The 12,966-nt window shown below is 57.8% G+C and carries 10 protein-coding genes and 3 pseudogenes; 4 read left to right on the top strand and 9 right to left on the bottom strand.

The features are described 5' to 3' along the window. Positions 1-12 precede the first annotated feature (12 nt). The 5 genes and pseudogenes from tnpB to ACNJYD_RS09615 all read right to left on the bottom strand — a co-directional run bounded on the left by tnpB (position 13) and on the right by ACNJYD_RS09615 (position 3,965). Positions 13-360: an IS66 family insertion sequence element accessory protein TnpB gene (gene tnpB / locus ACNJYD_RS09635; protein ID WP_439366138.1), complete on the bottom strand. Its 348-nt coding sequence runs from the start codon at positions 358-360 to the stop codon at positions 13-15. Next, entirely contained in the window at positions 357-779 is a 423-nt protein-coding gene (gene tnpA, locus ACNJYD_RS09630; protein ID WP_439366137.1) for an IS66-like element accessory protein TnpA, read from the bottom strand. The genes tnpB and tnpA overlap by 4 nt, the downstream gene beginning before the upstream one ends. Beyond that, positions 776-934, bottom strand: a complete 159-nt coding sequence (locus ACNJYD_RS09625; protein ID WP_439366136.1) for a transposase — start codon at positions 932-934, stop codon at positions 776-778. Before ACNJYD_RS09625 ends, tnpA begins: the two co-directional genes overlap by 4 nt. A gap of 266 nt (positions 935-1,200) precedes the next feature. After that, positions 1,201-2,209, bottom strand: a pseudogene (locus ACNJYD_RS09620) (IS110 family transposase); the annotation flags it as partial. Between the two features lie 610 nt (positions 2,210-2,819). Beyond that, positions 2,820-3,965 carry an ABC transporter substrate-binding protein gene (locus tag ACNJYD_RS09615; protein WP_439366135.1) on the bottom strand — a complete coding sequence of 382 codons (1,146 nt, stop codon included), beginning with the start codon at positions 3,963-3,965 and terminating at the stop codon, positions 2,820-2,822. A 1,200-nt stretch (positions 3,966-5,165) separates the two neighbouring features. On the opposite strand from ACNJYD_RS09615, the gene ACNJYD_RS09610 reads away from it, so the two are divergent. The 4 genes from ACNJYD_RS09610 (at position 5,166) to ACNJYD_RS09595 (ending at position 9,283) form a co-directional block, all read left to right on the top strand. Further along, positions 5,166-5,732, top strand: a complete 567-nt coding sequence (locus tag ACNJYD_RS09610) for an NADPH-dependent FMN reductase (RefSeq protein WP_439366134.1) — start codon at positions 5,166-5,168, stop codon at positions 5,730-5,732. Next, positions 5,716-6,213 (top strand): flavin reductase family protein, encoded by a 498-nt coding sequence (locus ACNJYD_RS09605; RefSeq protein ID WP_439366133.1) that lies wholly within the window; start codon positions 5,716-5,718, stop codon positions 6,211-6,213. The genes ACNJYD_RS09610 and ACNJYD_RS09605 overlap by 17 nt, the downstream gene beginning before the upstream one ends. Positions 6,214-6,568: 355 nt before the next feature. Then, positions 6,569-7,708: an ABC transporter substrate-binding protein gene (locus tag ACNJYD_RS09600; RefSeq protein WP_439366132.1), complete on the top strand. Its 1,140-nt coding sequence runs from the start codon at positions 6,569-6,571 to the stop codon at positions 7,706-7,708. A gap of 63 nt (positions 7,709-7,771) precedes the next feature. Beyond that, the gene (locus tag ACNJYD_RS09595; protein ID WP_439366131.1) at positions 7,772-9,283 is read left to right on the top strand and encodes an LLM class flavin-dependent oxidoreductase; all 1,512 of its coding nucleotides are present in this window, start codon (positions 7,772-7,774) and stop codon (positions 9,281-9,283) included. 158 nt (positions 9,284-9,441) lie between these two features. On the opposite strand, the gene ACNJYD_RS09590 is transcribed toward ACNJYD_RS09595, so the two are convergent. The 4 genes and pseudogenes from ACNJYD_RS09590 to ACNJYD_RS09575 form a co-directional block, all read right to left on the bottom strand. Further along, positions 9,442-9,669, bottom strand: coding sequence for a hypothetical protein (locus ACNJYD_RS09590; RefSeq protein WP_439367444.1), 228 nt, complete (start codon positions 9,667-9,669; stop codon positions 9,442-9,444). Further along, positions 9,659-10,626 (bottom strand): annotated as a pseudogene (locus tag ACNJYD_RS09585) (IS701 family transposase). The gene ACNJYD_RS09590 and the pseudogene ACNJYD_RS09585 overlap by 11 nt, the downstream one beginning before the upstream one ends. Before the next feature lie 221 nt (positions 10,627-10,847). After that, positions 10,848-11,768, bottom strand: a pseudogene (locus tag ACNJYD_RS09580) (IS630 family transposase). 658 nt (positions 11,769-12,426) lie between these two features. Next, on the bottom strand, positions 12,427-12,903 hold the full coding sequence (locus tag ACNJYD_RS09575) for a PaaI family thioesterase (RefSeq protein ID WP_439366130.1): 477 nt from the start codon (positions 12,901-12,903) through the stop codon (positions 12,427-12,429). Positions 12,904-12,966: the final 63 nt, after the last annotated feature.

Here is a 12,966-nt window from a genome sequence, read left to right as displayed (position 1 = left end):
CAGATTCTGCGCTCAGCCCGCGCTCTGCGGCCGCCAGCTCAGTTGGGGATTCCGGCAGTCGATGCCCTCGAGCATGTAAGCCATTTGCGCCGCCGAGATCGATATCGCGCCGTCCGACACCGAGGGCCAGATGAACTTGCCGCGGTCCAGGCGCTTGGCATAGAGCGACATGCCAAGCCCGTCATGCCAGAGTATCTTGACCAAATCGCCGCGGCGACCCCGAAAGATGTAGAGATCGCCACCATGAGGATCGCGCTTCAGGCTCTCCTGGACCGCAAGCGCCAGGCTTTGCATCCCGCGGCGCATGTCGGTGTGGCCGGTGGCGATCCAGACCCTGACGCCGCTCGGGATCGGGATCATCGCCGTCTCAGAAGCTCAAGAACCCGCTGCAGCGCCTCAACGTCCACGTCGCGGTCAACGCGAACACGACAGCCGCTAAGCTCGATCTCGATAATGCCGGCCCGTGCACGTTGCGCAGGCGGTGAAGACACCGGTTGCGGCGCGCCACTCGAGATCGGAGCCGCCCAAGGCGTGATCTCAACCGGAACAAGCGTCGGCGCGGCATCCCCGCTCAACTTGCCTTCGCGCGCCAACCGGCGCCACGTGAACAATTGACTTGTCGACAGCCCGTTACGTCGTGCCGTCACCGACACCAGACGTGGCCCGTCATAGCTCTCGGTGACGATCCGCTGCTTTTCTTCCAATGTCCAACGGCGTCGTGCGCCCGTCGAGACGACTTCAAGTCGGGAAACCTTCGGCATAGGCATATGGTCAGTCATACGCCTATGTCTTCATCCCCCATCAAACCGCGCAAGGTGGTCCTCGCCGGAGCGATACGAGCATCGCGACGCCAGGCGAAGAGCTGCGATGGGTGAATGCCGATGCGATGGGCGATCCCCGATTTACTCGCCTCGGGCTCCAGCGCCTCTGCCACGACTTCTGCCTTGAGCTCGTCCGACCAGCGTCGGCGAAGCTGTCGGGCCCCTCAAGACGCTCGGCGACCCCTTGGAACATACGGAAGGTTCTAGTTTCAGGACTAGGCACACACATAGAAGCTCACATCGGCTCACAGACTCCCTGCCCCATAGCCGATCGCTCATCCTCTCCGCCAGATCGGGTCTCTTTGCCGCTTACAGGATTATCTCTAGGACCTGCAGCGCTCGCGTCCCTCAAAAAAAGCGGCCCGTAACGGAGGAATACCAGGAAGCCGACCAGTTCATGGGTGAAAGCAAGGCAGATTGCCGGCGTTCGCTTGCCGCGCCAAGCGAGCTTTCAGCAGTGAGCAGTCAGGCGAGTCTGCGCTGCGCCCTCCATGCGATCTCTCGCACGCGATCCGCTACTGCTTGTGTTTCCGGTCTTCGGCGGGTTCCGATACGTCTAGGCGCTCTCGGCCACATATGGCGTAGGCGGTCATTGCCGACCTTAACGATGCCGCCACGCCTGACCGTCTGCCCGGTCAACCGGCATTAGGCCGAGACGGCCCATGAGCTGCTCAAGCACGTCCGCACCTATCCGCAACAGGGGGTGGACGATGCGATGTGAGGTCTCAAAACGGCTCACGTCGCCAACCTCGGTGACGCATGCGATCGCGGCAACCAGATGGATGCCTCGCAATGTCTGAAGCGCCGGCACGCGCGGCTCAAGAGACCAGGCCAGGATGAATCGACCACGCGTTTCAGCCGGTCGAGCCGCTCTCCTGGCAACGCCAACTGCTTCGACCATTTCCTGCACGGCGACCTGATGTGCGGGGTGATCAAACTGCTGGTTTGAAGCCAAACGGAGATAGCCACAAAGGCGCTCATCTGTTGCCGGTGTATCCGTAGCGCCTTAACTGCTGCCGCTCGGGGACGAACGAGATCTCGCATCGCTCATAGCATCATCGGGCCTCATACCGTCGTTAGTCGCCGCGCGCAGCAACCGGGCGCGCGCGTGCGCGCGCGCGCGAGAGAGAGAGAGAGAGAGAGACGGCGTCCCAGCGGTCGCTCGATCACCTGCCTTCCTTGGAATCAGCGATGGCGCCACCACCGTGCATTCGTGGCCGCGCGACTGGATCAAGCGGTCAAACCGGCCGGCTACTCACACTATACACGTCGCGTCGTCTTGACGAGCCGAAGCATCGATTCTCCGAAGAAGCGAATCTCTCCGTCCGCCTGCCCGCTATCGCGACGGCATTTCTCAGCTTGGAGACATCGATTCCGACAAAGGCCAATGATGCGCGACGGCTCGTCCTCCTGTGATGAAAATCGGTTCGGACCGTCCGAGCAACCTCGGACGCGCAGTGTATGGCGAGCCACCTCACTGGCAGAGGCGGACATACAGTCTTACAAAATTGCGGCGAGAACGCGTGGACATTCTATAAGCTCCGACGGCGGGCGATTGGTCAGAGTATTGGCTGAAGTTGACACCACGTCGAGAGATGATCGCTGCGTCGCAAGCGACTTGGTGCGGACAGTTATGCCTTCAATCATGTCGCGGCGAACCTCACTTAGCCATCTGACAACCTCCTCTCCTCAATGTTGTGCCAGCGGCTTATCTGTAAACAGGCCTTAGTCGTACGAAACATGGGTCATTCGACTCGCAGGCTGGTTCAACCTAGCAGACACCTGACCTCGAAGCGCGCGGTGAATCGCACGTACCATTCGTCAACCGCTGATCGCGTGGGCGTCGGTGATTCTTGAACCGGCGGCACGGCTGGACAGGCGCGGCGCCGGGCCCCGTCAAATTATTTCATCATTGTTCGTCGTTCGCAGCCCACGGCAACCAGAAACACGGGGAAGGCCTCACGATGAATAAGCTAGCGCGACCCAGCAGCAGCGGAATCACTGCGCCCGCCATGCCAGCCAGCGCTCCTGTATGTTGTCCGCGTTGGTCTTGCCATCGGCGCGCTTCGCCGTAAGCCAGGCAATGTCGAGCCGGACCGCCCCAACCGCGTTGTTAGGGTTTATACTAATCAGCGGCACCAGATCGGCTGGCAAGTACTTCAGTTGATTTAGGTTCGGGCCGGGATAGCCTGTCCCTTGCGTAAAGGCGGCCGCCATTTCGGCCCGATTCACGAATGCGATGAATTTCTGTGCGTTTGCGGTGTTCGGCCCGCCCTTAAGAACAGTCCAGTAGTTATCCCCTAAAGTTGCGCCGTCCCATACCATGCGAAGGGGTAGTCCTCGCTTAATCGCCGCGAGGACACGGCCATCCGGGGCACTCGTCAGGGCGTATTCACGGTTGATGAGCAGCTGTATGGGCTCCCCCCCTGCCATCCACCACTTCGTGATGTGCGGCTTAATCTCGTCGAGCTTCTTCAGGGCCCGATCGATCTTAGCATCAGTCAGCGGCCAGAGATCCTTCTGCGCGACACCGTCGGCCATCAAGGCAAACAGCATGACAGTTGGACCACCGCTGCCATTGAGCCCCCTCGGTCCCGGAAATTCCTTGACATTCCATAAGTCGGCCCAATTCTTCGGACCGCTGTTCGGGAAAGCTCGTTCATTATAAACCAGCATAGTCGCGTTTTGGAATGCAACGACTGCGTCGTTAAGACGGGCAGATTCCGGCACTCCCTTAAGCGCCTCGTTGTCCCATAGGCTGTAGTCGATAGGCATATAAGTACCGGCCTGCTGCATTTCCACATAGCCTTGGAAGAAAGGCGAGATAAAAGCAGTGTCCCAGTCCACGCGCTTGGCTGCGCTCATTGCTTTGACCTGTGGCTCCGCAAAATCGGCTGTCACATCGATAACCTTGATGCCCGTCGCCTTCGTGAAGGGGTCAGAGACATACTTACGCAAGTTTTCTGTGAACGAACCACCATAGCTGTGAACTACCACTTCGCCACTACCGGCGAGTTTTTCTTGCCCGAATGCTGCAGTGGCTTTTGCCACAAACGGTGCGGTCAACAGCGCTGCCGACCATTGGAGAACCGAGCGTCGGCTCACAGCACCGTATGAACGATTGCAAGAATCTTGCTTGCTCATGGAGTTCCTCTACTAGAAGCCGGTGCATGTTTTTGTGTGCTCCAAGAGAGGGCACACACATACCTCGTAGTTAAACGAGAACGTAACGGATCAATGGAGACGAAATTCACCAATTGCAGGCGGCAGATCGACGAAATTCCGCATCTCGGCCGGACGATTTGCTGATACTGCAGCGGAAATGGCAAAAGGAGACCACCCCTGAGTGCCAACCAGGAGGCAGCAAGAGGCGTGTCGAGAACCGGGTTGGCCTGGTTAGGGAACGCTTCTTCACGTCACGGCTTCGGTCCAAAAGCCAGGACGGGCTAACGGCTGGCTGCTCATAGTCAAAAAGCCGGTCACGTCCAGCGCGATTTCGTTATGTAGGAATGATCCAAGGCCAGCGCCGAAGATCGATTGTGCGATGAACATCTTGGGTCGGCGACGATATACGTAAACAGGCGCTCGGTATTTCAGCGAGCGTCGCACCGGCCTCGAAAGGGTCTGCGTTGTCTCCACTTATTCGACGAGCGTAATTGGGTCCGCCGGGTTATCGTGTTTGGTGGGCAACGAGCCGGTTACTCCAACCGCAACTAAATCGACAGACGAATTCTTGGCGCGCCGTACCATCGACATCAACTCCCCGTTTCAGCAGTGTTTTTTGGAGGACGGCAGGCGAAGGATCTCCGTCCATAAAATGGATTGCGGATAGCGGGCGCAGCGGATACCGCGCGCTGGTTCAGCGCCTGCCTCATCGCCTTTACGAACGTTGCTCCGGGAGCGCGAATGGCGGTCATAGTCGACATCCAATTGAGAACGGATTGATCGGCGGCTCTGGGTAGCACGCCCATTGACGCGTTGATGCGTTCGGAGGTCAGCCGATGGTCCTCTTCAGTTACGGCTCGTGTTGCTAATTTGTCTTCTGCTAGTTCCTGGCGCCAACGTCGTTCCTGTGAGTTCAGCGCGGCAACGTCACTGTCATGTGCGTGTTGATGAAGAGGCGTCCCACAATCTTGCTAGACTTTCGCGAACTCAGCTCTATAGCGTTTGACCAAGTCTTGACACGAATTACAAATGGTGCATCTTAAACGTGCGACATAAGCTGTCGCGGTCCCGTCGGGCCAAAAGATCCTGACGGATTGGCAGGCACAGGTCGCGCCCCATAAGCTTAGCTGCTTTCTCGACCTCACCGTCTGTCAGTAAACGTGACAGCTTGAGGTCGTTATGATCAAAATATCCTTGGTGGTCGGCAATCCAAAGCCGGCGTCGCGAACTCGCAGGATTGGGGAACAGCTGGTCGGACGGCTCTTTCCTTCGGGTTCGTATGAGTTTGTCGTCGTCGATTTAGCAGATCACGCGGACAAACTTTTCACATGGCCCTGTGAGGAAATTGCGAAGCTAAATGCCGCAGTAGCCTCAAGTCAGTTGGCCGTGTTCGCCTCCCCAACTTACAAGGCGACATTTACGGGCCTTCTAAAGGCATTTCTCGATCGATACCCGGCGAGCGGACTGCGGGGAGTAGTGGCTATTCCGCTTATGACAGGCGCAGATCTTGGTCACTCCATGGGGCCGGTATCCAATCTTACTCCACTTCTTATCGAACTCGGAGCCGTGGTGCCGGTGCGTGGACTCTATTTTGTTACGGCGCACATGGACCAATTGGACATTTTTCTAAACAAAGTCGCCGGTGAGGTGACGCAGTCGTTGCGTGCCGTGGCTTCGATCGCGTCACGACTCCATTCTAACATCGACAACTCTGAAGAGGACGCCCGAGATGACCGCTTCGATTGATGCTTTCCAGTTCAGGCGCATGCTCGGTTATTATCCCTCTGGCATAACGGTTGTATGCGGATCGGATTCCGGCCAGCCTTTAGGATTTACATGTCAATCATTCCATAGCGTTTCGCTCAATCCGCCTCTGGTCTCTCTCTCTATCATGTCGACTTCGAAGAGTTGGCCGCGAATACGCGCTAGCGGCCGCTTCAGCGTGAACATCCTTTCAGAGGCGCAGAGGGACATTTCCGATAAGTTTGCAGAGCCAAGCGGCGATCGATGGGCGGGAGTGAGATGGGAAGCAAGCGGAGCTGGCAATCCAATAATTCTGGGTGCAATCGTCTGCCTTGATTGCGTTCACCACGCTGAGTACGAGGCCGGAGATCACGTGATTGCTATCGGCAATGTGCTGAATATTTTTGGCCCTGATCCGTTTGATCAAAGAATGCCTCTGCTTTTTTACCAGGGCCGATATCACCGTATTGTTGAGGATACCTGAACCCATGGCAGAGGAATGCTTGGGCAAAATCCAAATCAAACGCAAAGAAGCTCTCCTACTGAGCCCGAGACGCCGCATGACGTGGCCGTTCATGCTTTTCGAGCACGAGCGCAATTGGCCTCGGCAAGGGTGAAGAAGGCCTTATACCGCAGCACCCGAGAATATAGGTTTGGGCAAACTTCACCCCGGCCTCAATTTTAACCTTCGCTCGGAAGGAAGCGGAATTCGTCGAGCAGCCGCGGACAGTTGGTGAATTTCGGCTGCATTGCTCCGTTACGTTTCGGTGAACTGCAAGGTAGGTGGTGCCGCCTCGGAGCACACAAAAACATGCACCGGCTTCTAATGAGGAACATTCATGACTAGGCAAGATTCTCGCAATCGTTCCTACGGCACCGTGAGCCGACGTTCGCTCGTCCAATCGACAGCGGCCCTGCTAAGTCTGCCGATGGTCGCCAACACCACTGTTGCCATCGCGGGCGAAAAACTCGCCGGGAGTGGGGAAGTGATCGTCTACAGTTATGGTGGCTCGTTCACGGACAGAGTTCGGCGACATGTCTATGAGCCCTTCACGAAGGCGACAGGAATACAGGTCGTGGATGTGGTGGCCGATCTCGCCGAGCCTCAGATCAAGGCTATGCGCGAAGCTGGCCGGGTCGACTGGGACGTCGCTATTATCTATCCCGGGGCCTATCTGGAGCTGTCACAGGCGGGCGTATTTGTGCCTATCGACTACAGCCTATGGGACGACGAGGGGCTTAACGGAGTGCCGGAATCTGCCCGTCTTAAAGACGCTGTCGTTGCATTCCAAAACGCGTTTCTGCTGGTTTATGATGAACGCGCTTTCCCGAACAGCGGTCCGAGGAACTGGGCCGACTTTTGGAATGTCAAGGAATTTCCGGGGGCGAGGGGACTCACTGGGAATGGCGGTTCAAGTACCTTGCTGGTTGCCTTGATGGCCGATGGTGTCGCATACAACGACCTCTGGCCGCTAACTGATGCTAAGATCGATCGGGCGCTGAAGAAGCTCGACGAGATCAAGCCGCATATCGCGAAGTGGTGGATGGCGGGGGGCGAGGCCGTACAGCTGCTCATCAACCGTGAGTACGCGCTGACGAGTGCCCCAGATGGCCGCGCCCTCGCGGCGATCAAGGAGGGAGCACCCCTTCGTATGGTATGGGACGGCGCTATCATAGTCGAAAACTACTGGGCTGTTCTTAAGGGCGGGCCGAACAGCGCAAACGCACAGAAATTCGTCGCATTCGTGAATCGGGCCGAAACGGCGGCCGCCTTTACGCAAGGGACAGGCTATCCCGGCCCGAACCTAAATCAGCTTAAGCACCTTCCGCCCGACCTACTTCCACTGATTAATATAAATCCCGAGAACGCGGCGAAAGCAACGCGTTACGACGTTCCCTGGCTTGGGGCGAAACGCGCCGATGGCAAGACCAACAACGATTACATATTGGAGCGCTGGTTGGCATGGCGGGCACGATAACCTTCGCCGCGACCGCCGCTCGTCCGATGTCTTCGCTAGCTTCATCGTCGTCCGAGCCACCCAATGGGCTTGGCCGCTGCTGCTTGGATTACTCAGAAATTTTCCTACTTTATCTCGTGGTCGCTCGTCGGTTGCTTTGTGCAACGGCAAAATAATACGAAAGGGTGGAATATGGCGGGGAAACGACAGATCGTGCTAGGAGCAGCGATGATCCATCCGCACGGGTCTCATGCCGCTTCGTGGCTCATGCCCGAGGCACAGGACAACGCTTCGAATGACATCGGTTACTATCAGCACATAGCGCAACTATGTGAGCGAGGAAAATTCGACCTCTTTTTCATAACCGATACTCCAGCGGCCCGAACAGACCATTTACTTGCCTTGAGCCGTTCGCCGGACTTCATGAACGTATTCGATCCAATTACTTTGTTGGCAGCCATTTCAGGAGCGACGAGAAGAATCGGTCTTGCTGCTACAGCTTCAACAAGCTTCTCGGAACCCTATACCATTGCGCGTCAGTTCGCCACACTCGACCACATCTCTGGTGGTCGGGCCGGATGGAACGTGGTGACTTCCGCTAATGACTCCGCCGCACGTAACTATGGATTGGATCGCCTGCCACCGCACGAAGATCGCTATGAACGCGCCCGCGAATTTTTGGATGTCGTCAAGGCCCTTTGGGATACGTGGGAGGACAATGCCTTTGTCTACGACAAAGAAAGCGCCCTTTCGTTCGTACCCGAAAAGTTCCATGTCTTGGACCATCACGGCAAGTATTATAAGGTTTTCGGCGGCCTCAATCTAGCTCGTCCCCCGCAGGGTCACCCTGTCATATTCCAGGCGGGCGCCTCGGACCCGGGTAAAGAACTAGGTGCGGAGACCGCGGACGTCGTATTCGGCGGGGGCTCCAGCATTCAATCTGCGCAGGCTTTTTATCGCGATCTAAAAGGCCGCATGGGTAAATACGGTCGCAACCCAGACGACCTCAAGGTTCTCGCTGGCGTAACGGTCGTGATCGGAGACAGCAAATCTGACGCCGAACGGATTTTCGCCACGTGGGAGGAGAAGATACACCCGGATGTTGGCGTGATGAAGCTGGGACAGGATCTCGGGGCCGATCTGTCAGATCTCCCGCTCGATCAAGCGATACCGCAAGACCGCGTCCCAACAACGTCCAATTTGCAGAAGTCCTTTTTCGATCAAATCGTCGGACTTATCAATCAGGGCGGTAGCTTGCGTGACATTGCGGCGCAATACAAGAGAGGAAAACCCACATTTTCCGGCTCTCCAGCCGATATCGCTGACCACATGGAGCAATGGATAAGCAACAAGGCCTGCGATGGATTCCTGATTTCTTTCCCGGTGCTTCCCAGCACCCTTTCTAAGTTTGTCGATCAGGTTGTGCCGGAGCTTCAACGTAGAGGCTTGTTCAAAACGGAATATGCGGGGGAAACTCTTCGCGAGAACCTAGGTCTGAAGAAACCACCCAACAGGCACGTTGTTGCCAAGGGTAATGTCCGCGCAAAATTGCCGCGGGAGACGCAATCAAGCAGGGGGAAGCAAGAACCAGGCTAGTTCTACTGCGTCACAAATATCCAAGGTTTGGGCTTGGCGCGCGTGACAGATGGGGATGTCCGAAGCGGCGTTTGCAGCATGGACATCGCGACAGTGTTCGAGCAATAGCGACCGCGAGCCTTTGGCGCACGGTCGCGATCGAGTTTGGGATGTGGCGTTCAGGCCGCAAGGGCGGATCCTCTGGGTCGATAACCGTCGGAAAGCACAGCCGGCGGGAGCAGCCCGGCGGAACGTGTTGCTGAGGGGGGAATCGTCTCCCGCTCGGAGATCAGGAATCCGTAAGCGGCGATGCACAGCGTGGCGTGGTGGTGGAAGCCGCGCCATCTGCGGCCCTCGAAGTGGCCACGCCCGACCTCCTGCTTGAGCTCCTGGTAATCACGCTCGATGCGCCAGCGCAGCTTGGCGAGATCGACGAGACGGGCAAAGCCGATGTCGGCAGGCAGGCTCGATAGCCAGTACTTTGTCGGTTCCTTCTCGCCTTTGGGCCATTCGATCAGGAGCCATTCTTCCGGCCAAGGCTCGCTGCGGTTGAAGTCGCGCCGCGCAATGCGGATGCGAACGCGCGCAAAGCGGGATTTGAGCGACACGTTCGTTCCCTCGCGGCCAAGTGATCGTCCGCCACGCCTTGGCCGGCAGGCTTAAGGCGAGATCCTTGACATTGATCGGCTGGTGCTCTGCATCGCGACGCAGCTGCTTGGTCGGCCGTCCGCGGCCAGGCACGTAGGGCTTGGGCGGCAAGGGCCCCGTGCCGGGCGCCCACACCGTGGTGTTAGAGAGAATGCCGGCGACATAGGAGAGCTCGAGCCGCGTAAGGCTGGCGCGCAGATCGCTGTGATTGCCGTAGCCGGCATCCATCAGCACGATGCCGCGCGGCAGGCCGGCGGCGCAGGCTGCACGGATTTGATCGAGTGCGATCTCATGCTTGGTTTTGAAGCCAATGTCGTCAGGCACACCTGCCTTGCGCAGACGCTCGCTGTCGTTGGTCCACTCCTGCGGCAAATACAGCCGATAGGCCACCGGCAAGCTTGCATGATGATTGGCAATCGACAGCGACACCGCGACCTGGCAGTTGTCTTCCTTGCCGAGCCGGCCGCAATATTGCCGCGCAACCCCGACCAATGCCGTCCCTTCTTGGGGAAGCTGGTATCGTCAATGATCCACGCCTCGATCGGTCCGTGTTGCCCGATCCGAGGCAGCACCATCTCGCGAACCTTGGCTAAAACCTGCTCGTCCGACCAATGGCCCTCGCCGACAAAATGCAGCAACGATTGGTGTTGGGCCGCTACCCGCGCCGGCGCCGTCACCGCTGCCATCGGCTCCACGCTTTTGCGCTCACCTGGCATGATCAGCCCAGTGCAATAGTCCCGCAGCGGCTGCGCACGATCCGCATGCCCGATCACGCCCACAAGTCCCTCGACATACGCCGAAAACCGCGATTCACTGCTCCCAGACACTCGGCGACCCATGGCAGCCTCCATGCTGACCTGAATCCCCTTGTCTATCTGAGTCCCGCCCGCCTTCGTAACGCAACTTTCTGACTCAGTAGAACTAGAGCATGATGCTTTTACACCGAAACGTTTTTGAAGTAGTTGGTGCACTCCTCCTCGGAGAAGAGATCGAGGAGTTCACCGACCTTTCGCCAGGTTGCCTCCACATCACGGGGCTCCGCAGCTCGCATGAGGTGTTTGAGTTTGGCGAAGACCTGCTCGATCGGATTGAGGTCAGGGCTATATGGCGGCAAGAAGATGCGGTGGGCGCCTCTGGCGCGGATGGCTTGGGGAGCCGTGGCTGCCAAGATTGTCGAGGATGACGATCTCGCCCGGTGCGAGGGTGGGTCCCAACACCTTCTAGACGTACAGGGTGAAGAGTTCACCATTGATGGGACCGTCAATCACCTAAGGCGCGCTGATCCGATCGTGACGCAGCGCCGCGATGAAGGTCATTGTCTTCCAATGGCCGAAAGGTGCAGATGCCCGGAGGCGCTGCCCACAAGGCCCCCAGCCGCGCAGCGGTGCCATATTGGTTTTGATCCACGTCTCGTCGATAAACACCAACCGCGCGACGTCGATCCTGTCTTGATGTGCTTTCCAGCGGGTCCGCCTACGGGCGACGTCGGGGCGCTCCTGTTCGGCTGGTAGAAGTTTTTTTTGAAGCTGAGCCCTTCGGTGTGAACAAAAGTCCACACCGCCCGCACGTCCGTCTTGATCCCGCGTGCGGCCAGCTCCTGCGTCAGCTTGCGCAGGGTGAATGGCCCCGAGCGAATGCGCTTGCGCAGCCAGTCGGCGTTGGCATCCGACAGAACCCGCTTCTTGTGGCCGCCGATTTGGCCAGGTGACAGGCCTCCGGTATCCCGTCTCAGATTCTTCCACTTCGTCACGCAGGAGGGGCTGATCTGCAGCGCCTCTGCAATCGAACGAACCGTTTCGCCCGCGTCAGCTCGCGCCAAAGCCCGTTCCCGGATGTCTTCCGAATAAGGTCGTGTCATCCATGCCGGCCTCCGCCCTCCAGCATGGAGGTTGAATCAGAAATCGCTCGCGGTGGGAATCCCGATTCCAGTCAAAAACAACATGCTCCTAGAGCAATGCCCAAGCAATTCGGAAACCGTGCAAGCTTCGGCAATTCCCAAGTAGACCGTCGAACAAGCGGACTTCAAGACCAGGGCGTCGGCGCGTCCATCAAACATTTCGCGTGCAATAATTGCCGAACATCGAACGTACCTCGAGGGACTCAGTCGTTGAGGAGCGGGCGTTGCGCGAGAATATCTCAAGGGCTTCGAACGTGCGACCGCGCAAGCTGATCCTTGGTCAGTCATAACGTTCTGTACCGGCTCAATGGCGAGCAGATAGCAGTAAGCGGGCGGCTGCAGACGGGTATTCTCCGAAGCGATTTGCTCGCCACCATGCGGTCGGCATCATCGAAAACCAGGTCGTGAACAAGGTCTGCGAAACCATCCTCCGCTAGAGATCAATGTCTTCGAACATCGCGATCAGGCCGACCTACGGCGTGCAGTTCTATCCGGAGTCGATACTTACACAATAGGGACGATTCGCTGCTTTCAACTTCTTGCGGCTTGCAGGCACGTCTGCACGTCCCGAGTTGCGGGCGCCGGAAGGCCTTCTCGTCCTCGTGCGGTTCGATATTGCCTATGGTGCTCGGCTTCTATTCACTCGTTTGATGGTTGCAGAGAATGTGAGTACCAGCCGTTCACTAGATTTCAGCTCACCTCGGACAAAGATCAGTGAGCCGCCGGCGCGGGTGACCTGGCCTGTGGCTTCGATCAGCTCATTCTCGCGCGCAACGTCGAGGAATTCGCTGGACAAGGAGACCGTGACCCCGGGGCCGTCCAGCACGAGGCCTGCGATGGCAAACACCGAATAGTCCACGAACGTCATGAAGCAGCCACCATGGACATTTCCGTGGCCGTTGAGGTGTTTCTTTTGCGCGCGGAAAGCGCAACGTACCGTTCGATCCGCCTCTACGCGATGCCAAAATGGCCCGCTCTGGTTCAAGAAACTATCAAATGTCCAGGTGCGCCAGCCCTTGAACTCGCCCTCCGTCGCTTCATGCAAATCGGCACGTGTGAGCAGGGCTGACTTGCTGATGTCTTTTACGTCATGCACTTGGGCCTCCAGATGTGCAAACTCAACCTCTGAACAGCAGTTAGCTAGCTGTCACGGGCGTGC

It is taken from the genome of Bradyrhizobium sp. SPXBL-02, assembly GCF_051853065.1.
Lineage (GTDB): Bacteria > Pseudomonadota > Alphaproteobacteria > Rhizobiales > Xanthobacteraceae > Bradyrhizobium.
This window is presented reverse-complemented; position numbering and strand designations above follow the sequence as displayed.

Excerpts from the sequence above, each read along its gene's own strand:
- ACNJYD_RS09615 (WP_439366135.1), bottom strand. The coding sequence starts at position 3,965 with ATGAGCAAGCAAGATTCTTGCAATCGTTCATACGGTGCTGTGAGCCGA.
- tnpA (WP_439366137.1), bottom strand. The coding sequence starts at position 779 with ATGACTGACCATATGCCTATGCCGAAGGTTTCCCGACTTGAAGTCGTC.
- ACNJYD_RS09600 (WP_439366132.1), top strand. The coding sequence starts at position 6,569 with ATGACTAGGCAAGATTCTCGCAATCGTTCCTACGGCACCGTGAGCCGA.
- ACNJYD_RS09605 (WP_439366133.1), top strand. The coding sequence starts at position 5,716 with ATGACCGCTTCGATTGATGCTTTCCAGTTCAGGCGCATGCTCGGTTAT.
- ACNJYD_RS09595 (WP_439366131.1), top strand. The coding sequence starts at position 7,772 with ATGGGCTTGGCCGCTGCTGCTTGGATTACTCAGAAATTTTCCTACTTT.
- ACNJYD_RS09610 (WP_439366134.1), top strand. The coding sequence starts at position 5,166 with ATGATCAAAATATCCTTGGTGGTCGGCAATCCAAAGCCGGCGTCGCGA.
- tnpB (WP_439366138.1), bottom strand. The coding sequence starts at position 360 with ATGATCCCGATCCCGAGCGGCGTCAGGGTCTGGATCGCCACCGGCCAC.